This is a genomic window from Catenovulum agarivorans YM01 (assembly GCF_000281085.1).
Classification (GTDB): domain Bacteria; phylum Pseudomonadota; class Gammaproteobacteria; order Enterobacterales; family Alteromonadaceae; genus Catenovulum; species Catenovulum agarivorans.
Genome location: NZ_JH767529.1, coordinates 106984 through 127302 on the forward strand (window position 1 = coordinate 106984; position 20319 = coordinate 127302).

The 20319-nt window shown below is 40.3% G+C and carries 19 protein-coding genes and 1 pseudogene; 5 read left to right on the forward strand and 15 right to left on the reverse strand.

Annotation, left to right across the window (positions count from 1 at the left end; all coding sequences use genetic code 11):
• Positions 1 to 60: 60 nt before the first annotated feature.
• From aroQ to prmA, 4 genes are all read left to right on the forward strand, one after another.
• Positions 61 to 522: a type II 3-dehydroquinate dehydratase gene (gene aroQ, locus WSC_RS0112760; protein ID WP_026016833.1), complete on the forward strand. Its 462-nt coding sequence runs from the start codon at positions 61 to 63 to the stop codon at positions 520 to 522.
• Positions 523 to 542: 20 nt separating this feature from the next.
• Entirely contained in the window at positions 543 to 1001 is a 459-nt protein-coding gene (gene accB, locus WSC_RS0112765) for an acetyl-CoA carboxylase biotin carboxyl carrier protein (protein WP_026016834.1), read from the forward strand.
• Between the two features lie 13 nt (positions 1002 to 1014).
• Positions 1015 to 2361 carry an acetyl-CoA carboxylase biotin carboxylase subunit gene (accC, locus tag WSC_RS0112770; protein WP_016956326.1) on the forward strand — a complete coding sequence of 449 codons (1347 nt, stop codon included), beginning with the start codon at positions 1015 to 1017 and terminating at the stop codon, positions 2359 to 2361.
• Positions 2362 to 2680: 319 nt separating this feature from the next.
• The gene (gene prmA / locus WSC_RS0112775) at positions 2681 to 3559 is read left to right on the forward strand and encodes a 50S ribosomal protein L11 methyltransferase (protein ID WP_016956327.1); all 879 of its coding nucleotides are present in this window, start codon (positions 2681 to 2683) and stop codon (positions 3557 to 3559) included.
• 17 nt (positions 3560 to 3576) lie between these two features.
• Here the strand turns inward: prmA and WSC_RS0112780 are convergent, their stop codons facing one another.
• From WSC_RS0112780 to WSC_RS0112805, 6 genes are all read right to left on the reverse strand, one after another.
• Positions 3577 to 3918, reverse strand: coding sequence for a hypothetical protein (locus tag WSC_RS0112780; RefSeq protein WP_016956328.1), 342 nt, complete (start codon positions 3916 to 3918; stop codon positions 3577 to 3579).
• A gap of 68 nt (positions 3919 to 3986) precedes the next feature.
• Positions 3987 to 4313 (reverse strand): hypothetical protein, encoded by a 327-nt coding sequence (locus WSC_RS0112785; protein WP_016956329.1) that lies wholly within the window; start codon positions 4311 to 4313, stop codon positions 3987 to 3989.
• Between the two features lie 34 nt (positions 4314 to 4347).
• On the reverse strand, positions 4348 to 5052 hold the full coding sequence (locus WSC_RS0112790; RefSeq protein WP_016956330.1) for a pseudouridine synthase: 705 nt from the start codon (positions 5050 to 5052) through the stop codon (positions 4348 to 4350).
• Positions 5053 to 5160: 108 nt separating this feature from the next.
• Positions 5161 to 6441 (reverse strand): GGDEF domain-containing response regulator, encoded by a 1281-nt coding sequence (locus tag WSC_RS0112795; RefSeq protein WP_016956331.1) that lies wholly within the window; start codon positions 6439 to 6441, stop codon positions 5161 to 5163.
• Positions 6434 to 6850, reverse strand: a complete 417-nt coding sequence (locus WSC_RS0112800; protein ID WP_016956332.1) for a response regulator — start codon at positions 6848 to 6850, stop codon at positions 6434 to 6436. Before WSC_RS0112800 ends, WSC_RS0112795 begins: the two co-directional genes overlap by 8 nt.
• A 10-nt stretch (positions 6851 to 6860) precedes the next feature.
• Positions 6861 to 9554 (reverse strand): PAS domain S-box protein, encoded by a 2694-nt coding sequence (locus WSC_RS0112805; RefSeq protein WP_016956333.1) that lies wholly within the window; start codon positions 9552 to 9554, stop codon positions 6861 to 6863.
• A 179-nt stretch (positions 9555 to 9733) separates the two neighbouring features.
• Between WSC_RS0112805 and WSC_RS22715 the strand changes: the two genes are divergently transcribed.
• The gene (locus WSC_RS22715) at positions 9734 to 10582 is read left to right on the forward strand and encodes a mechanosensitive ion channel family protein (protein ID WP_016956334.1); all 849 of its coding nucleotides are present in this window, start codon (positions 9734 to 9736) and stop codon (positions 10580 to 10582) included.
• Here WSC_RS22715 and mrcB read toward each other — a convergent pair.
• From mrcB to WSC_RS22725, 9 genes and pseudogenes are all read right to left on the reverse strand, one after another.
• Positions 10550 to 12844, reverse strand: a complete 2295-nt coding sequence (gene mrcB / locus WSC_RS0112815) for a penicillin-binding protein 1B (protein ID WP_016956335.1) — start codon at positions 12842 to 12844, stop codon at positions 10550 to 10552. The two genes, WSC_RS22715 and mrcB, sit on opposite strands and share 33 nt — an antisense overlap.
• Before the next feature lie 72 nt (positions 12845 to 12916).
• Positions 12917 to 13117 (reverse strand): annotated as a pseudogene (locus WSC_RS0112820) (VF530 family protein); the annotation flags it as partial.
• A 90-nt stretch (positions 13118 to 13207) separates the two neighbouring features.
• On the reverse strand, positions 13208 to 13810 hold the full coding sequence (gene amrA, locus WSC_RS22720) for an AmmeMemoRadiSam system protein A (protein WP_016956337.1): 603 nt from the start codon (positions 13808 to 13810) through the stop codon (positions 13208 to 13210).
• A 126-nt stretch (positions 13811 to 13936) separates the two neighbouring features.
• Complete coding sequence (locus WSC_RS0112830) at positions 13937 to 14323, reverse strand: MaoP family protein (RefSeq protein WP_016956338.1); 387 nt, start codon at positions 14321 to 14323, stop codon at positions 13937 to 13939.
• A gap of 235 nt (positions 14324 to 14558) precedes the next feature.
• Positions 14559 to 16940, reverse strand: coding sequence for a methyl-accepting chemotaxis protein (locus WSC_RS0112835; protein ID WP_016956339.1), 2382 nt, complete (start codon positions 16938 to 16940; stop codon positions 14559 to 14561).
• Between the two features lie 28 nt (positions 16941 to 16968).
• Positions 16969 to 17475, reverse strand: coding sequence for a chemotaxis protein CheW (locus WSC_RS0112840; protein ID WP_016956340.1), 507 nt, complete (start codon positions 17473 to 17475; stop codon positions 16969 to 16971).
• Entirely contained in the window at positions 17472 to 19625 is a 2154-nt protein-coding gene (locus tag WSC_RS0112845; protein WP_016956341.1) for a chemotaxis protein CheA, read from the reverse strand. Before WSC_RS0112845 ends, WSC_RS0112840 begins: the two co-directional genes overlap by 4 nt.
• A gap of 4 nt (positions 19626 to 19629) precedes the next feature.
• On the reverse strand, positions 19630 to 19992 hold the full coding sequence (locus WSC_RS0112850; protein ID WP_016956342.1) for a response regulator: 363 nt from the start codon (positions 19990 to 19992) through the stop codon (positions 19630 to 19632).
• 42 nt (positions 19993 to 20034) lie between these two features.
• The gene (locus tag WSC_RS22725; protein ID WP_016956343.1) at positions 20035 to 20304 is read right to left on the reverse strand and encodes an STAS domain-containing protein; all 270 of its coding nucleotides are present in this window, start codon (positions 20302 to 20304) and stop codon (positions 20035 to 20037) included.
• Positions 20305 to 20319: the final 15 nt, after the last annotated feature.

Here is a 20319-nt window from a genome sequence, read left to right on the forward strand (position 1 = left end):
TTATATTTCGCTAACTTTTCACCGAAATTAGTGGCTAAATTACCAACAAAGACCGCATTTATGCCAAAAAAGACTTTTAAAATATTACTATTAAATGGGCCAAACCTAAATATGTTAGGCAAACGCGAGCCTGAAATTTACGGTAGTACCACTTTGGCACAAATTGTTCAGCAGTTAACCGAAGAAGCCGACAAGTTATCTATAGAATTGACACATTTACAGTCAAATGCTGAATTTGAGTTAATTGATAAAATTCATCAAGCTTTTGAGCAAGTTGATTTTATCATTATCAACCCAGCTGCATTCACACATACAAGCGTGGCACTGCGCGATGCTATTTTGGCGGTTAACATTCCTTTTATCGAAGTACATTTATCCAATGTACACAAACGTGAAAAGTTTCGACACCATTCATATTTCTCTGATGTTGCCCATGCAGTTATCTGCGGTTTAGGCAGTCAGGGATATTTTTATGCGCTAGATGCGGCACACCGCATTTTAAATTCAGAATCAACCAAATAAAGAGAGTAACAACCATGGCTATGGATATTCGTAAAGTTAAAAAACTAATTGAATTAGTTGAAGAGTCTGGCATTTCAGAATTAGAAATCACCGAAGGTGAAGAGTCAGTACGTATCAGCCGTGGAGCGCCTGCAGTAAACTATGCAGCTCCTCAACCTATGTATGCTCCAGCACCTCAAGCTGCAGCCCCAGCTCCTGCCGCGCCAGTAGCTGAAGCAGCGCCTGCCGCAGCAGCAAAACCTGCTGGCCACGAAGTTAAATCACCTATGGTAGGTACTTTCTATTCATCTCCTAAACCAGGCGCACCAGTATTTGCTTCAGTCGGCGACACTGTAAACGTTGGTGATACTTTATGTATTATCGAAGCAATGAAGATGATGAATGAAATTACTGCTGATAAAGCAGGTACAATTAAATCTGTATTAGCAGAAAATGGCGACGTAATTGAATTTGATCAACCATTATTCATCATAGGTTAAGGAGTTTCCCACTGTGATTGATAAGGTTCTAATTGCAAACCGGGGCGAAATTGCATTGCGTATTTTACGCGCGTGTAAAGAACTCGGTATAAAAACTGTCGCTGTGCATTCAACTGCCGACCGCGAACTAAAACACGTATTGTTAGCAGACGAAACCATTTGTATTGGTAAAGCACCTGCAACTGAAAGTTATTTGAACGTGCCGCGTATTATCGCAGCAGCAGAAGCTTCAGGCGCAGTAGCAATTCACCCAGGTTACGGCTTCTTGTCTGAAAACGCTGATTTTGCTGAGCGCGTAGAACAAAGTGGTTTTATTTTTATCGGTCCAACTGCTGACTCTATTCGCATTATGGGTGATAAAGTTGCTGCTATCAGTGCTATGAAAAAAGCCGGTGTACCTTGTGTACCAGGTTCTGATGGCCCATTAAGCGACGACGAACAAAAGAATATCCAAATCGCTAAACGCATTGGTTACCCAGTGATCATTAAAGCTGCCGGTGGCGGTGGTGGTCGTGGTATGCGTGTTGTCCGTAGCGAAAAAGAGTTAATTAAATCTATTGAATTAACTAAATCTGAAGCGGGCGCGGCATTTAACAACGACGTTGTTTACATGGAGAAATTCCTTGAAAACCCTCGTCACGTTGAAGTTCAAGTATTATCAGACGGCCAAGGCAATGCGATTCACTTAGGTGAGCGTGACTGTTCTATGCAACGTCGCCACCAAAAAGTAGTAGAAGAAGCACCAGCTCCGGGCATTACTGAAGAAATGCGTAAGTTCATTGGTGATCGTTGTCGTCGCGCTTGTATCGAAATTGGTTATCGCGGTGCAGGTACTTTCGAATTTTTATTCGAAAACGGTGAATTCTACTTTATCGAAATGAATACACGTATTCAGGTAGAACATCCAGTAACTGAGATGATCACAGGTGTTGATTTGATTAAAGAGCAGTTAAAAATTGCTGCTGGTCAACCTTTGTCTATCACGCAAGATGAGATCAAAATTCGCGGCCATGCGGTTGAATGTCGTATCAATGCGGAAGATCCAGATACCTTTATGCCGTGCCCTGGCAAAATTAACCGTTTCCACTCACCAGGTGGTTTAGGTGTTCGTTGGGATTCGCATATTTACGCGGGTTACGCTGTGCCACCTAACTATGATTCTATGATAGGTAAGCTAATTACTTATGGTGAGAATCGTGGTATTGCAATTGCGCGTATGCAAAATGCTTTGAGTGAGCTTGTGGTTGAAGGTATTAAAACCAATGTAAGTTTGCAAAAAACCATTATGGAAGATGAGAATTTCCAAAATGGTGGGACTAATATCCACTATTTAGAAAAGAAACTGGGTATTGCTAAATAGCTAGTACAGGCAATAAAGCATAATTATCGCAAAAACTCTTCAGAGTAATATGCGTATTCAGAGGTGGAATTCCTCCATGAAGGTACGTTCCTGTCGCCTTCCTTGGCTCCACCTCATCAGACTGCGAAGCTGCGCTTCGGTTCTGATTCGCCCATGGCGATTGAAGTTTTGCTCCTAATTATTGCTTTATTACCTCTAATGAACTTATGCCATGTGATTTCTAAATACACTAAGCCGAATTTCGATTCGGCTTTTTTATTTCTGCCAATAGTTAGGTAGAATACCTTCCAATTACTTCGAATAATTTATTGAGACCTTTATGCCTTGGCTCCAGCTTAGATATACCACTGATAAACAAAGTGCCGATTTAATTTCTGATGAAATGATGGAATGCGGTGCATTTTCCGTTACTTTTTTGGATGCACAGGACACACCAATCTACGAACCTAAACCGGGTGACTTTTTATTGTGGGAACAAACCATAGCAATAGGTTTGTACGATGCAGAAGCCGATATGGATGCCATTGTTGAGCATTTACATCAGTTTCCGTTTGGGCAAAAAGGTTCATATAAAATTGAGCAGTTAGAAGATAAAGATTGGATCCGTGAGTGGATGGATAGTTTTAAGCCAATTCAGTTTGGTGACAGATTATGGGTTTGTCCAAGTTGGTGTGATATTCCAGATCCCGCTGCGGTGAATATCATTCTTGATCCGGGTTTAGCTTTTGGTACAGGGACTCATCCAACAACGTCTTTGTGTTTACAATGGTTAGATAAACATATCCAGCCTCAACATACCATAGTCGATTTTGGTTGTGGTTCTGGCATTTTGGCTGTGGCAGGGTTAAAACTCGGTGCGAAAAAAGCCATAGGTATTGATATTGATCCACAAGCGATTGAAGCTTCTACCGCCAATGCAGAACGTAACCATGTATTAGATAAACTAGAACTGTATTTGCCTGATGCGCAGCCACAACTGCAAGCGGATATAGTGGTTGCGAATATCCTAGCAGGGCCATTACGTGAACTTGCACAAGTAATTAGCGACTATGTTAAGCCTGGGGGTAAACTTGCGCTATCTGGTATTTTAGACAGTCAAGCGGAAGAAATTTGCCAAATATATAGCCAATGGTTTGATCTAGAAGCTGTTGCCCAGCAAGAAGATTGGTGTCGTGTAGCTGGTACTAAGAAGCTATAAGCCAGCCGACTGCTATTTTAAAGCAAGTCTTTGACCGCTTCATATAGTTTGATTGCTTCTTGCTCGGTTAACCCAACCGAGCTAGCAGCTTTGCCTAAACTACTCGTTACTCGCACAGAATCATTAGCCGCTTCATTATTTTGTGTAGATTCTGCTTGCTGCTGACGCGCTACCGATAACTCGCCACTTTTTTGAATAAGTTGTGCCTGCGGTGAAATGGTGACACTGGTATTACTGGTTCGGTTGCCAACAGAATTTGCAGCTGTGTTGTTATTATTGGCAGACGGCTGGGTGACCAGTTGCCCCTGCTGATGCAACTGGCTTTGCAGCCCAGAATTAATAAAACCAACGTCTGTCATATTTCACCTTGCGGCGCGTTTTAACCGTTAACCTAAGTATAGAACATCTGTTTATTTTTTAAACAAAACTATTCTTCTGCAGACACGATTGTTTGTTGAAATTTGCTCTGAGTGGCAAATATTTTTTCCAGTTTGACTACTATCTTGGCCAACTCTTGTGGATTAATTTGCTGTTGCTGTGCTTCAGACAGTTGAGTAAAGGGGTAAAAATCAGCAGCAATTTCTTCTACATAGGGCATAAAACGGGTTGCTTTAGTGGTAAAACCTTCGGCAAAAATTGCGCTAAATTTGCCTTGGCCATTTTGCTGTAGTTGCTCAATAAACTGGTCACACTCTTGTGCTTTTTGGTAAGCAACAGCTAAATTTTGACGGATATTCTCAATAATATTCAACATATTAGGGACTTCTCTTGGGTAAATTCTATCGCGATTAAAACAAATTAACTTCGGCTTCAGTTAAATAACGCCACTCACCGGGCTCGAGTGATTCATCTAGTTCTAATGCACCTATCTGGCATCTATGTAGAAAGGTTACTTTATTGCCAATAGCGGCAAACATACGTTTAACCTGATGGTAGCGACCTTCAGTAATAATTAGTTCAGCATAATCATCGGCTAAAAATTTAAGTTTGGCAGGCTCTGTTGGTTTATCTTCACCATTAAGCATTATGCCTTGAGCAAAAGTTTCTATGGCTTGTTGCTGTTGCTCTGGCGACATTTCTTCTGCGAGTTCAGCTAAATAGGTTTTCTCACAAACGTGTTTAGGGCTAGCGATGCGGTGCGACCATTGACCATCATCGGTAATTAAAATTAACCCTGTGGTGTCTGCATCTAACCGACCAGCGATATGCAAGCGATCAACTTTGTCCACTTCCAATAACGATAAAACCGACGGATACAACTCATTATCAGCGTTGCTGCACAAAGTATCTTCTGGTTTGTTCATCATAATGTAGCGAATGCCAATTACCGACAAGGTTTGCTCTTGATATTTCACCACTGAATCGTCGGCTACATGCGTGGCTGCATTTTTACACGGTGCGCCATCTATGCTGACTTCACCGCTTTTGATGATTTTTTTTGCCCAGGCTCGGGTTACATCCATTGCTTCACATAAATATTTATCTAGTCTCATTCATTACTCTAATTTTGATTCAGTGATCTTTCGCTGAGTATTGTACTAAATAACCTGAGCTCTGGGTAACAACTTGCTTTCTTAGGGCTATTTATCCTTTAGCAGTTCCTAAGAAATATATTCTTCATAAGATATTTTAGCCTGTTTTTTGCCATGCCCTTTAGCATAATAAAGATTGTTATCTGCTTGTTTAAAACACTTCTCGTAAGCTAAGCTCGCGCTTTTTGCATTAATGCAAATAGCACCAGCACTAACAGTGGTTCCATGATCTAAAGTATCAGCACAGCAGTCAATTACCTTATCAATTAACTTTTGAATATTTTGCTGGTTGTTATCCGACAAAATCACTACAAACTCTTCACCACCAGCACGCGCAATATAGTCTAACGGTCGTTGGAAGGTCGCTTTAAGTAAATCGGCAAATTGCACCAGTACAATATCCCCCTCATAATGGCCATACCTATCATTGATTTGCTTAAAATCGTCGATATCAAAAATACTGATACACAAATATTGTTGATTACGCCGGGCTGATTTATATAAACGAGCATATTCTTCAGCCAAACCACGTCGATTACGCAACTGAGTTAATGGATCTTTCGTCGCAAGCTCTATTAATTCTTGTTGAACATTTTTTAAACGAGAAATGTCCATACCACTAAAGAGTAAATAATGTTTATCACCCACTTGCGCATAACAGCAATCAAACTCAAACGGTACCGCTTTGCCTTCTGAATTAATCAGTTCGGTTTCGTACTTGTAATGGCCTGCTTTTTTGACCGTTTCAACAAATTCATACCAATCATCCGTACTATCAAACTGCTTGGAAATATGAAAGTATGATTTACTTTTAATATGTTCAGTCGGTAGTTTTAAAAAACGATTTAACGCTAAATTGAAAGTAATGAATAAGCTAGTTTCTGGATCACACACCATATTTAAGTTAGGCGTATTGTCCATAACGGCTCTGAGCAAGGTTAGCTCAGCATTGGCATTGTGATGCTCTTTTTCAATGTGCTTTTTTGCTATGACATTGCTAACGACCGCAGTCAATCGACTTTGACTTACGTCATTTTTTGAAAGGTAGTCGTCGACGCCAGATTTGAATGCAGTTGCTGCAACTTTTTCATCACCAACTCCGGTGATCATCACCACGCCTGTATATGGAGATACCTCATGGATAGTGGCAATATGCTGAATACTTGTTTCGCCAGCTAAATTAAAGTCTAGAATAACACAATCAACCTGAACCATCTTAAGTATGCTGGCTAAGGTACTCGGCTCGGCATAAGAAATTACTTCAAAATTTTGATGCGCTTGGGTTAGATAACGCTCAAAAATCAGCCTGTCCGTTTCAGAATCATCGACTACTAGCACTGTACTACGCATAAAGAGCTACCTCCATCCAAAACTTTGTCGTTGTTAACAAAGTTTCTGCGAACTCATCATATCTTTCATGCTTAACTATGTAAGCATTTGCTCCTGCATTATATGACTTCTCTATATCAGTATTATGAGTAGACGAGGATAATGCAACTAAAATTGTATTTGTATTGGCAAACTTGCGAATACATTCAATTAATTTGTGACCCGACATATTTGGTAAATTAATGTCGATAAAAAATAAACACTTGCCAATATTCTTTGTTGTTGCCACAACTTGCATGTATTCCAAACACTCTTCTGCCGAAGCAAATCTGTGTATTTCATACTTTTGCGTCAGCCCTGCTTTTTGGTAGATACGTTGCACAGACCAAAAGTCGATATCATTGTCTTCTACAAATATTATTTTGTTCACGGTCACACCACTAAGCTTGTGTATTTAACGTAAAATAAACTTGTGTTCCTTGCCCTTCACTTGATTCCATCCAAACTTTACCATCGTGTAATTCAACCAGGCGTTTGACAATATTTAATCCAATCCCCTCGCCTTCACCTACTTTGTTTAAACGTTTAAAAATAATAAAGGCAAGTTCACAACTTTCTTTGGACATACCAATGCCATTGTCTTTTACCCAAAGCGTCCCCTTGTGTTCACCAATTTCCACTTCAATAAATTCTCTTTGGCTGTACTTAAGCGCGTTTGACAATAGGTTTTGTAATATTTCAAACACAGATAAACGATCAGCATACACCTTGGCGCTTGTGAAATTTCGTGTCACTTGGAATTTTTTGTGACTGGACATTTGCTGTAAAAGTTCATCGACAAGCTGGTTCATATCTATATATTCTCGATTAATTTCGCGTCTTCCGGTTCGTGAAAACTTGAGCAGACTCTCTATTAAACCAAACATTCTCTCAGCCGCGGAACGAATATGGACTATATATTTTTGTCCGTTTTCATCTAGCTTAGCCGCATAGTCCTCATATAAAAATTGCGCTATATGCATAATGCCACGACTTGGTTCTTTTAAATCGTGTGAGGCCGCGTAGACGAATTGATCTAATTCTTCATTTTTGCGTCTTAGCTCGGCTAAAGCATTGTGTATAGTTTGTTCTGCATGTTTTCTCGCTGAAATATCCCGAATCAAACACATAATTCCGGTGACATCTCCGGCATTATCTTTAACTGCCCAAGCACATACAGATACCGGGACTTTGTCGCCTTGTTTAGTTAAAAATACTTTTTCATACTCTTGGCAAAACCCTTCAGGAATGATCTGTTCCGCGAGAATTTTTTTGTCGATGCCATGCAAATGAGCTGGAGTTAACTCAAACAAACTTTTTGTCAGTAACTGAGCGCATTCATAACCCAACAAGTTAGCAAAAGTTTGATTGGCCTCTAAAATGGTCAACTCTATGTCGGTATAAACTAACGCATCGACTGCGGAAGCTTGTAACGCACTGAGTTTTTGTCCCACAAGCCAGAGCTCTTCCTCAATTTTTTTACGGTTAGTTATGTCAGTTTCAATACCAACTAAGCGAATAGGTTTACCGTTAACATCCCATTCAACCACACGTCCGCGAGTCAACATCCAACGTTTGCTTCCAACTACGTCTACCGGATACTCAGCATAAAAAAACGCAACTTCTCCATTAAGATGCTGCTGCAATGCTTTTTCTATTTTTGATAAATGTTCAGGTTCAATTCTGTCGGCCCAACTTTGGTACAGCCATTCTTGTTGCTCTGACAAGCCATGCATTTGTTTTAATTTACCACTGACAGTAATCACATCCGTGGTTAAATCCCAATCATATACACCATCATTGATAGCATTGATCGCCAGCTCGTATTTTTTCTGTACTTCTTCTAGCGCGACAGAATCGGTTATATCAACAGCCATACCAACCACAAACGAAAGTTCACCAACTTCGTTGTGCACAGGTTTACCTTGCTCTCTTATATGACATATTTCGCCTGTCGGTTTACGCAATCGATAACGAACATCCCAACCATCTTGTTGCGCTGTTCGTTGTTTTAGAATGCCTCTATCTTCAGGATGAACACGTGACACATATGAAATCGGATTTTCGTATAAACTCTCGCAGCTCGCTTGCCATAGTTTTTCGTAGGCCGGATTTACATACAAAATTTTGTTGAGTTTGGGCGTCGCTAACCACAATACCGCATCAACCGAATTGGCTATGGTTTTAAATTTAAGTTCAGATTGATTGAGTTTGGTTAATAAGTCATTGGTGACAGTGACATCCATAATGGTTGCTAGGCAATAATTTTTGCCACTATGCGTGTACGGCTGTAACTCAATATTGAGTGTTTTGGCCATTTTAGTTGGCGTGCGGTATCTAACCATGCGTCCTTTAGCCATAGCTTTTACATTCGGTGCCTCAAAAAATGACTGCACCCAATTATGATGCTGCGATTTAACCTCACCATCAACAAAGTCCGAAACATTTTTTGTAAGCAGTTCATCTTTCAACTCAAATATTCCTACCGCTTTTTCGTTGTACCGGACAATTTTGCCTGTTTCATCAACTAATAGCAGTCCATATGCGGCAGAGTCCAATATCCGGTTGAGGTTTTCTTCTGCTTCTTCACGGCGGGCAATTTCACTATTTAATTCTTTGGTTCTTTCACTTATTTTTTCTTCTAAATATTCTCTTATCTCAAGTAATTCATAGTCACTAAATTTAAACCCATCCGCTTCAACTCGGCGTTTGAGCGTATGCAACTCCAATAAACTAGGTGCATTGAGCCATTCTGGTAATAACCGCCAAATTAATACCGCGGTGGCAAAAGAAACCAAAGCTGTCACAACTTTAATTAAGCCATGTAAATAGTAGTAGCCATTCCAAATATTAATAACAGCCATGAAGTGGGTGATGCCACAAGCAAAAATAAACATGGAGAACATAATTAAGGTGCTGCGATACGGCATTGGCTTCTGCCGACCATACACCACTAGAGCGGCAGGGATGGCGAAATACGACAAGGTTATGAGCAAATCTGAAGCCACATTCATAATCAGCAAGTCAGGTTGCCAGAGCAAACAGTGACCATGTGGCATATAGTCGCCATTCATTAATTGACGAAAGAACTCCATATTCCCTCACATGCAAAGTTAAAATTGAGCGATCATTTGCTGGGTAGTCACATCTTAGTATAATGTTGCTTTTCTACCCAAGATGCTTGGATATAACTAGAGCCTAGCACAAGTGTGCGATTTCTGCGGTGAGTTCACCGCAAATTATAGCGCTGACAGTTAAGAGGCAATTTTTTAGTATGCTTGAATATTTAAATCAACTCAGTCAATCAAAACTGATTTTATCCGCAGCTGTATTAGTGATGCTGTTAATTGTACGTCGTTCGTTAACAGCTAGCGCACATAGACGTTTCAAAAACGACAGTGAGCGCAAACGCCGCTGGAATAGTGGTATAAAAAATATCTCAAGCTTGTTGATGATTATTGGTTTAGCATCCGTCTGGTTTGATGAAATTCAAAATTTTGCTATTTCGATTGCTGCATTTATTGTTGCTATAGTGTTGGCTACTCGTGAGTATATTCAATGCATTTTGGCTTCGTTATATCAAACAACTGCCCGACAATATCGAGTTGGCGACTGGGTTGAAGTAGATGGCACAGCAGGTGAAGTAGCCAATACAGATTGGATCACAACTTCACTGTACGAGCTGAGTATCAAGTGTGGCAAATATCAGTACACAGGTAGAACCTTAATCATACCGAATAATTTATTTATCACCCGCTCATTTACCAACTTAAATTATATGCGCCGCTATGTGAATCATAGTTTTTACCTGGTCAGTGACAAAGGTGAAAACCCGCTAAAAATGAAAGAACATTTACAACAAAAATTAGATGAAAATTGTGCTGAATTTCGGGAAACAGCTGATAGGTACCGCAGTGTCATTGAACGAAAATTAGAGATAAATATACCCGGAGAAAAAAATAAGGTACAAATATCCACCACGGATTTAGGCCATGTGCAATATAGCTTCAGTGTTTTTTGTCCAACCCATCAAGCTAAAGAGATTGAACAAGCCGTTACCCTAGAATTTTTTGTCCATCGGCAAACACTCTTACCAGTCGAACAAGCGCTGCAACCAAGTTGATTTTGGTTTAACCCAATCTTTAGAGCCGTCGCACGCTTGCGCTGGCGGCAATTGCGAGACAATAGCGGGTAGCAAAATTAAGTCTTGGCAGCCTGGCAAACTATGTAAACCTGTTTGTTTATCAAAATATTTCAGTTCAATGCCGCTGGGCATATTCAAAATTAAATTTTCGCCATTATGTGCTTGTTGATACTGAATAAAAGTTTGCAAAGCGCCAGCAGAGCCAGTTAATGAGATAGCTTGATTATCATCTCTGCCTAACCAGACCAAGGCCAGCTCATTATGATCATAACCGACAAACCAGCTGTCACGCCCATCATTAGTTGTGCCGGTTTTTCCGGCGAATTTACGTTTAGGCAATTTATTTGTTATAGCTATAGCTGTGCCCTCACGAGTGACTTTGTGCAAGGCATAATTAACCAAATAACTATGGCTAGCTTCCACCACTTGTTGGTTAGTTTGAGCTGGCTGCCACACCAATTGATTGTCGTTTGAATAGACAGAACGAATTGCATGTAACTCTATAAAAGCGCCTTTATTGGCCAATACCTGATACATTTGTGCCACTTCAAACGGCGACAAAGTAACTGAGCCGAGCAATAGTGACGGATAAACAGGGATATCACGTTTGATGCCAAAATCCTGCATTCGCTCGACCACTTCGTGTAAGCCTGTTTGCATGCCCAAGTTAACCGCAGGTACATTGCGTGAGCGCACTAATGCGTCTAATAAACGTATATCGCCTTCATATTCATTGTCGTAATTTTTGGGCGACCATTTATTGCCAAGCGAACTGGTTAAAGTAATAGCTTCATCTTTAACCATACTGGCTAAGTTTAAGCTAGGCTCTTGTTCAAACGCACTAATATACACAAAAGGTTTAACCAGAGAGCCAATATTACGCTGTGCATTTAACGCGCGATTAAACCCAGCGTAATGAGGTTTTTTATCACCCACCAGCGCCTTAACACCACCTTGTTGGCTATCAACAACTACCATAGCTCCTTGCAAATTTTCAATCGCTCGGCGCCCTTCAATTGACTCAACACTGGTGGATAAACTGGTTTGAGCTCTGTATTGAGCTAGTGGGTCAAAATGAGTATATATTTTTAAGCCGCTAAATAATTGATCATCGCGCGTCACCACTTTTTTCAGTTCTTCGCGAACTTGGTCAACATAGGCAGGGTATTTTTTACGCGCTATTACCGATAAATCTTGCACAACTAACTTACGGCTCACTTCCACTTGATAGTCGTCTGGAGTCAATAAGCCATGCTCTGTCATCAAACGTAAAATTAAATCACGCCTTTCTTTCGCTCGTTCAGGATGTTTGCGCGGATTGTAATACGAAGCCCCTTTGATCATGCCGACTAACAAGGCAATTTCATTCGCCGATAATTCGTTTAATGGTTTAGCAAAATAAAACTGGCTGGCTAAACCTAAACCATGCACACCTCTTTGGTGATTTTGCCCAACATAAACTTCGTTGATATAGGCCTGCAATATTTCATGTTTGTCGTAACGCGCATCCAACAATAGAGCTAAATAAGCTTCTTTTAATTTGCGCACTAAACTGCGTTCATTGGTCAGAAACATATTTTTGACCAATTGCTGGGTTAGCGTACTGCCGCCTTGTACTGTACGACCAGCTTGAATGTTAACCCACAAGGCACGTAGTATCGCCAACGGAGAAACACCATGGTGCTCATAAAAACTTCGGTCTTCTACCAATAACAAGGTTTGAATAACTATGTCTGGAACATCGGCTAACGACACCAGAATTCTGTCTTCTAAATTATTGGCTTGTAATCGAGCCAATAAATAAGGTTCTAGAGTAAAAGTGGATGCTGTTTTTTGTAAACCTGCGTCCCAGATACTTTTAATTCGTCGTCCTTGAAAGCTAATTTTTAAACGTTTGGCTGGGTAGTGATTTTCTGCCAAGCTATATTCGCGCCGTACTAACTCAACAGAATCTGCATATACTTTGTATTCGCCAGGCAAAGACAAAGTTCGAACTTTGCGGTAATCCAATAAATTAAGATGGCGAATTAAATCATCTTTGTATAAAGCATCAGTTTGAAAATACTCATGCTCCATGCCATATACCAGCGCTGGTAACTGCCATTTGTTGCCACTAAATTTTTGTTTAATTTGCGCATCAAGATAAACACCATAAGCAATAATGACCACCAAGAGCACAAAGACGAGTTTTACACACAATTTAATTGCACGAATAAACCAAGATGGTTTGTTCTCGCTCATAGTTATTACCTAGTTGATTATTTAATCTAGCGAATTGGCGTAAGGGCTATTCTTTTTCCGTTCGAGCATTTCGAGGTAGAGGGCTTCAACTTTATCACGTGCCCATTGAGTTTTACGTAAAAACTTTAAGCTTGATTTAATTGAAGGGTCTTTGGTGAAACAATTAATTTGAATGGTTTCACCTAAGGTTTGCCAGCCATAATATTCAACAAGTTCTGTCACTATGGTTTCAAGTTTTACCCCATGCAGTGGGTTATTTGGTTGATGTTGCATATTGTGGAATTTGAATTAGCGCATTAATGGCTAAAGCATACCGATAAATCCGGCTTATGGCTAGATTTGCGCTTTTCTCGGCGAATAAAGTTAGCTTAATGCGCCACTAATGCGGTAGGTCTGAAATACACTCGCTTTCATTGCATGCGTCCAACCATGCTCCGGCCAACCAGCTTTGTATTTTAACGCTTGTAAAAAATCTTCTGCTTTTGGGTATTGAGCCCACATACAAGGCAAAAATACCGCTGTTGCTTGTCCATATTGAATAATCAAGCCGTCTCTTTGTGGAATAAGTTGCTGTAGCAATTGTTCTTCACTGTCGACTTGCAGTGGCAATGGCATAGACATAATAGATACAACACAAGTTAAATCAGCAAAATCTTTGGCGGGTATAGGATCAAACCTTGGGTCGTGAAATGCAGCCTCGTGTGCATACCAAACAATATTATTATCAAGTCGGCCGTTTGCGACTGTTGTACCAACACAACCACGTAAACCACTATGGTCATTTAAACTAACAAAACAAGCTAAGGATTTGGCTAATACAGGGTGTGGATTAATTAGCTGTTCAGGTAAACGTTGATGATTATGTTGATAGGCATAATCCAACGCATCACGCACAAGCTGAATAATGTGCTGAGCTATTTCAGGTTGTTCGAATTCAGATTGGGCAAAACTTGAAACTGCAAGCATAAACAAACCTCCAAATAGACTTAAATGAACTTGGGTCTATTTGAGTATAGCAAAAAGCTTATTGTTCAAAAGTGAATGTTTAACTTTGAAACAATTAAAGCTTTTTGCCAACCTGTAAAGGACAGTTTAATCGTCGTCAGTGTCGATTGAATCGCCTAAATCATCATTAAGCTCAATATCGTTATCTGAGTCGTCATCATCCGCTACAACTTGCTTCTTGTTGCCATACAGGCTACCAAGCTTTGGACGATTCAGTCTAGATTGATACTTCAACCAAGCCCTTTCGTTTACGTTTTCAGGCTGCGCGTCACCACGCATAACACTCATAATGTGTTGGTCTTCTAAATCGCTTGGCTCAATTTCACCTTTATACAAAGCATTAAATAAATGCCCATATTTAGCGAGTGAATCAGCTTCACCGATAGAAAAGTCACCTGAGCGACGGAAACCATAAGGGTAGTTTTTTGGATCATCGTAGATTCGAGATAACAATTGCTGCTTATTTCTTGCCATGTAGGACCTCTCAAATAAGAAAAGTATTCAGGCATTCAAACAATTGAATGCGGATTGACTTTTAACGGTAAAATGCACTTCTGTCAAAACATTCTTGATGAAATTTTTATTTATCTTTCCACCGAACAAAATGCTTGCAGTATTTGTACATTTTCACTGTAAAAAATGCTGCGTTTTTTTACATTTTGCAGCATAGTCCCGTTAAGCCAATTCCGCTAGTTTGAAAAAGTATTTTTTAGAACTCTTCCCAATCTTCGTTTTCATCAAACGACAAACCAGCAACACCATTTTTTGTTGGTTTTGCCTGAATCCGAGCTTTGGTCGGTTGTCGTGATTCTAACGACGCAGCTGGCATTCGCACTTTATGGGTAACACTCATACCGAGCTGGTCTAAGGTGAAAAAAGACAAAATTTGACTCATGGTTGCAGCTTGTTCTGCCATTGACTCTCCGGCAGCTGATGCTTGCTCAACTAATGCTGCATTTTGTTGCGTCATTTCATCCATTTGTGTGATGGCTTTGTTCACCTGTTCTATGCCTGAACTTTGTTCTTTGGACGCAATAGAGATATCCGCAATCATACGACTTACTTTTTCGACAGCTTCGACAATTTCACTTAATGTTGCACCAGATTGATTGACCAATGCAGAGCCATCTTCCACTTTAGCAACACTATCACGAATTAAGTTTTTAATTTCTTTGGCTGCTTCAGCACTGCGTTGAGCCAAGTTTCTTACTTCACCTGCAACAACAGCGAAACCTCGGCCTTGTTCACCGGCACGTGCCGCTTCTACTGCAGCATTCAATGCCAATAAATTGGTTTGGAAAGCAATTTCGTCAATCACACCAATAATGTCAGCGATTTTCTTACTCGCCTCATTAATCTGCGCCATACTGGTCACAGCGTTTTCAACCACTTGGCCACCTTCAACTGCTTTTTTGCGCGCTTGTTCAGCCAAATCATCCGCTAAGGCTGCGTTATCTGCATTTTGTTTCACAGTACTGGTCATTTCTTCCATACTAGCAGCAGTTTCTTCTAAAGAGGACGCTTGCTCTTCAGTGCGTTGACTTAAATCAGCATTACCCTGAGCTATCTCATCTGCACCTGACGAAACCGTTGAAGCCGATTGATTAACCTTAGTAATAATTTCGGTGAGTTTATCCAGCGTGGTATTGGCATCATCACGCAACTTAGCAAAAGTCCCTTCATAGTTGCCATCTATGCGTTTGGTTAAATTACCATGGGCCATAGCATCCAATACGTCCACAGTGCTAGTAATGACACTGTCACATGAGTCTATTAACGAATTTAACCCCTCAGCTAAACTTTTAAAGAAGCCAGTTTTGCTTGCAACTTCTAAACGTGGAGACAAATTGCCGTGTGACGCTTGTTTAACAAGATCTGCCACTTCTTTCTCCACTTGGACTTCTAAAGTTCTATCTTGCCACTCAACTACAGTACCAATGCGTACTTTGTCATCATTAATAATGGGATTCGCAACCAGTGAAAAAGTACGCCCGCCAACTTTAATCTCGGTTTTATAGGTTGTGGTCAGGCGTGCTAATAGATTTTGTTGATGGGCCGGATTTTTATGAAAGACATCAATATTTTGTCCCATCAAATTGTTGGCATTAAAGTTAGGTAATGCGGTTTTAATATCCGCTTCAGCGTTTGCCATCATGCCGACTATCGCTTCATTCATATAGACAATGACATTATCTTTATCAGCTATCATGGCATTGGTTGAAACACTGTCTAACGCTTGACGAACACGCAAGTTTTCTTCAGCAGCAGCTTTATCTCGCTCTTGTTGTAATACCTCTTCAGTCACATCTTTCCATTCAACCACAGTCCCTAAACGTTCGCCTTTTTCGTTTTTCCATGGAGTCGCTATCAAGTCAAATTTGAGTTCACCTACGGTTAGGCGAGTAAAATAAGGTTCGGTTAAGCGCGCAAGTAAGTCTCGTTGGTGGCTCGGTTGCTTATGAAAAATATCAACACAAGTACCAACTAGTTTATCCGCATCAAAATTAGGTAATATTTGACGAATTTGCGCTTGGCGTTTCCGCAACATACTTAAATTTTCGTCGTTCACATAAACTATGTTTAAGTCGTTGTCCGCCATCATCACATTGGCTTGACAAATTTTTAATGCATTTGCTAATTCAGCTAACTTTTTACTTTTTTTCTCATTTTCTTTAATTTGGGTAATGTCTGAAGCAAACTTAACCACTTTATAAGGTTTACCTGAAGAATCTAAGATGGGGTTATAAGTTGCTTGGATCCAAATTTCGCGCCCGCCTTTACCAAAACGTAAAAATTGGTCTGAAAAGTATTCGCCGTTCGCCAAGCGTTGCCAAAACCTTTGGTATTCGCTGCCATTAGCATAATCAGGTTCAACAAACATGGAGTGATGACGACCAACAATCTCATTTCTTGCATATCCCATAGCAGCCAAAAAATTATCATTTGCGTCAAGTATCGTGCCATCTGGACTAAATTCAATTACAGCTTGCGACCGTTCCAAAGCAGATAATTTTCCTTGGTATTCCGCTAACTGTTGTTTTACTTCTGCTAATTCTTGTTTACTGCCTTGTCCAAAAAGTGTCGATAACATGTTTGTCTCCTAGCTAAATTTAGTTAGCTTAAATTGCTAATAGCGTATCTGGGTCAAGTAAAATTAACGCACCACTTTTGCTGCTACCCAAGCCTTTGACAAAATTGGCATTTACGTTGGAGCTAAGCTCTGGTGCTTGCTGTATATCTTCAGGTGATATGCTATGTACGTCTGCAACAGCATCTACTACTACACCACTAATTTTTTCTATTCCGTCTTGAGTAATAAATTTAAGCACTATCACGACTGTCAGTGAATTGTATGCTTGTTCGGCTAACCCTAACCTCAGACGTAAGTCCATTACAGGAACTATAGTGCCACGTAAGTTCATTACCCCTTTCACGCTGATCGGTGAATTGGGTATAACCGTCGCGCCTTCCCAACATCTAATTTCCTGAACACGTAAAATATCTACCGCATATTCTTCATCATCTAGAAAGAAAGATAAAAACTGTTCTACATTGGCGTTTTCAACCCCATCTAGTAGCCCTAGTTTCTGGTTGATTTTTTCAACATCGGTTATTTCTTCGGTCATGCGGTTCCACCTTGTGCATGCGTCTCAGTGGCGACTAGATTGTGACTAGAAATATTTTTAACCCCAGCCATACGTACCAAACTAACAATATCAATAATCAATGAAACCGTGCCATCACCTAAGATGGTCGCACCGGAAATACCTTCAACCTTGTTGTAATTCGCTTCCAAGCTTTTAATGACCACCTGCTGCTGGGCTAAAAGGTCGTCAACAAAAATCCCAACTTTGCCGCCATCAACCTCAACAACCACAAGCAGACCATCGGTCAAAGTTTGTGCATCGGATTTGTGCAAAAATACATCTGCTAAGCAGATTATCGGTACATATTCTCCACGTAAGTGCAACACATCGTATTCACCACCAATACGGCTAACATCGTTTTGGTTTATTTGCAGCGACTCTATAATGTTTACCAATGGAATAATGTAAACATGCTGGCCAATGCGAATTAGTTGACCATCTAATATGGCGAGCGTTAGTGGTAATCGAATTCTAAAAGTCGCTCCTTTGCCAACCACAGACTCAACGTCTACCGAGCCGTTTAACGCTTGAATGTTGCTTTTAACGACATCCATGCCAACACCTCGACCAGACAGATCAGATACTGCTTCTGCGGTTGAGAAACCCGCTTCAAATATGAGCAGATTTATTTGTTCCTCTGATAATTCATCATTTTCGCCAATTAAACCATTCGATATGGCTTTATTTTTGATTTTTATAGGGTCAAGTCCTTTGCCATCATCAATTATTTCAATGACAACATTGCCACCTTGATGGTAGGCATTCAGCGTTAGTTTACCTATTTCAGGTTTACCGGCGGCAAGGCGTTGTTCTGGAGATTCCAACCCATGATCCATTGCGTTTCTAACGAGATGCACAAGGGGATCTGAAATTTTTTCCATGACGGTTTTATCAAGTTCAGTGCTTTCACCTTGCAAAATTAACTCAATTTTTTTACCCAGTTTTTGTCCTGTGTCTCTAACCAGGCGCGGAAAACGACTAAAGACAAAACTAATTGGCAACATACGGATACGCATTACACTCTCTTGTAGGTCACGAGTATTATGCTCAAGTTGGGCTAAGCCCTCCTTCATCCGCGTTAACGATTGGGCAGTCATTTCACCTTCAAACAATTGACTCAGCATGGCTTGGGTTATCACCAACTCACCAACCATATTGATTAAAGAGTCAACTTTATCTATGCCGACTCGAATGGAATTCGCATCGGCTTGTTTAGCTTTTGTGGCTGGTTTAGCCGTTGCGGCTTTTGTATCTGCGTTTTTAGTTACAGCTGGTGCCGATGATTTCACTTCATTGGCTGCGGCTTCTGAACTTGCTGTATCTTGTTGGTTTAGAGCAGGAACCGCAGCAACTTTCGTTGACTCTGTAGCCGCAAGTTCTTCAATTTTAATTTCACTCTCGTCGGCAACCCACTCAAAAACTTCGTTTATTTGTTGTTCGGTACAATCGCAATATAACTTTACTATCCAACGCAAATAACAAAATTCGGGTTTTAACTCAGACCATGATGGAATTTTTTCAGTAACAAGCTCAACCTCATGATCACCCAATTCAGTTAGCTCCTGAATTAGGTATAAAGGCTCGTTGCCCGTCATTAATATGTCTTCACTAGGGATAAAAGTGACTTTCCACCCAGATGTATTTTCATGCGCTTCGGAGGCTATTGCAGCAGCTTGTGTAGCACTATCAGTAGTTATTTGCTCAGCTTCCAAAGCACTCTGTTCACCTTCATCGGCAACTTCATCATTTAAAATTGCTTCAAAAGCCGCTTTCAATTGAGCGGTTGATTCAGGCACACTGTCATCACCTGAACTCAAAGCATTTATCATCTCGCGCAAACAATCGATTGATTGTAAAAATAAATCTATATGCTGACTGGTGATATCTCTTTGGCCATCACGAATTTGATCAAGTAGCGTTTCTAAAACATGCGTGAATCCTGCAATACTGTCAAAACCAAATGTGCCACTGCCTCCTTTTATCGAGTGCGCAGCTCGAAAGATAGTGTTGATTGATTCATCATCTTGGGTGCCTTCGCTGTACCGCAGAAGTTCAGCTTCCATTGCATCCAAACCTTCCAAGCTTTCATCAAAAAAAACTTGATAGAATTGACTAAGATCCACTGTCATAAATTTATCTCAATACTTTTCCTAAAGTAGCAATTAATTGGTCTGGATTAAACGGCTTGACTATCCACCCAGTTGCGCCGGCTTGTTTACCTTCTGTTTTTTTCTCTAAACCTGACTCTGTAGTCAACATCAACAGAGGTACAAATTTATATTCGGGCAAAGTCCTGAGCTCGCGAATAAGTGAAATACCATCCATATTAGGCATATTGACATCAGATAAAACTAAATCAAAAGTTTCAGACCGAGCAATTCCTAAAGCCTCTACACCATCTTTGGCTTCAGTAACTTTATAACCTGCTCTTTGAAGGGTGAAACTAACCATTTGGCGCATGGATGCTGAATCGTCAACTGCGAGAATCTTCTTCATCTTGAATTACCTTTAACTGCTTCCGTTATTGTTGTGACTGAATTAACTTTGAGGATCAAACGAATAACCTAAAATTCGACACGCGTTATTAAACATCTCACTACGTTTACCGTATCGAAATTGAGTACCCGATTTTTGAAGGTTTTGTTCTAAGGCTATCAATAACTGAATAAATGCCGTGTCTATGCGTTCTACTTTACTCGCATCAATTTCAACATTTTGCTGTTGGGTAACAATGGCAGCTAATTCTTGATAATAAGGTTCAACCTCAACTACGGTACATAACTCGGGTAATTGAAAAACCTTGTGCATAAAAAGCCCTTTAAC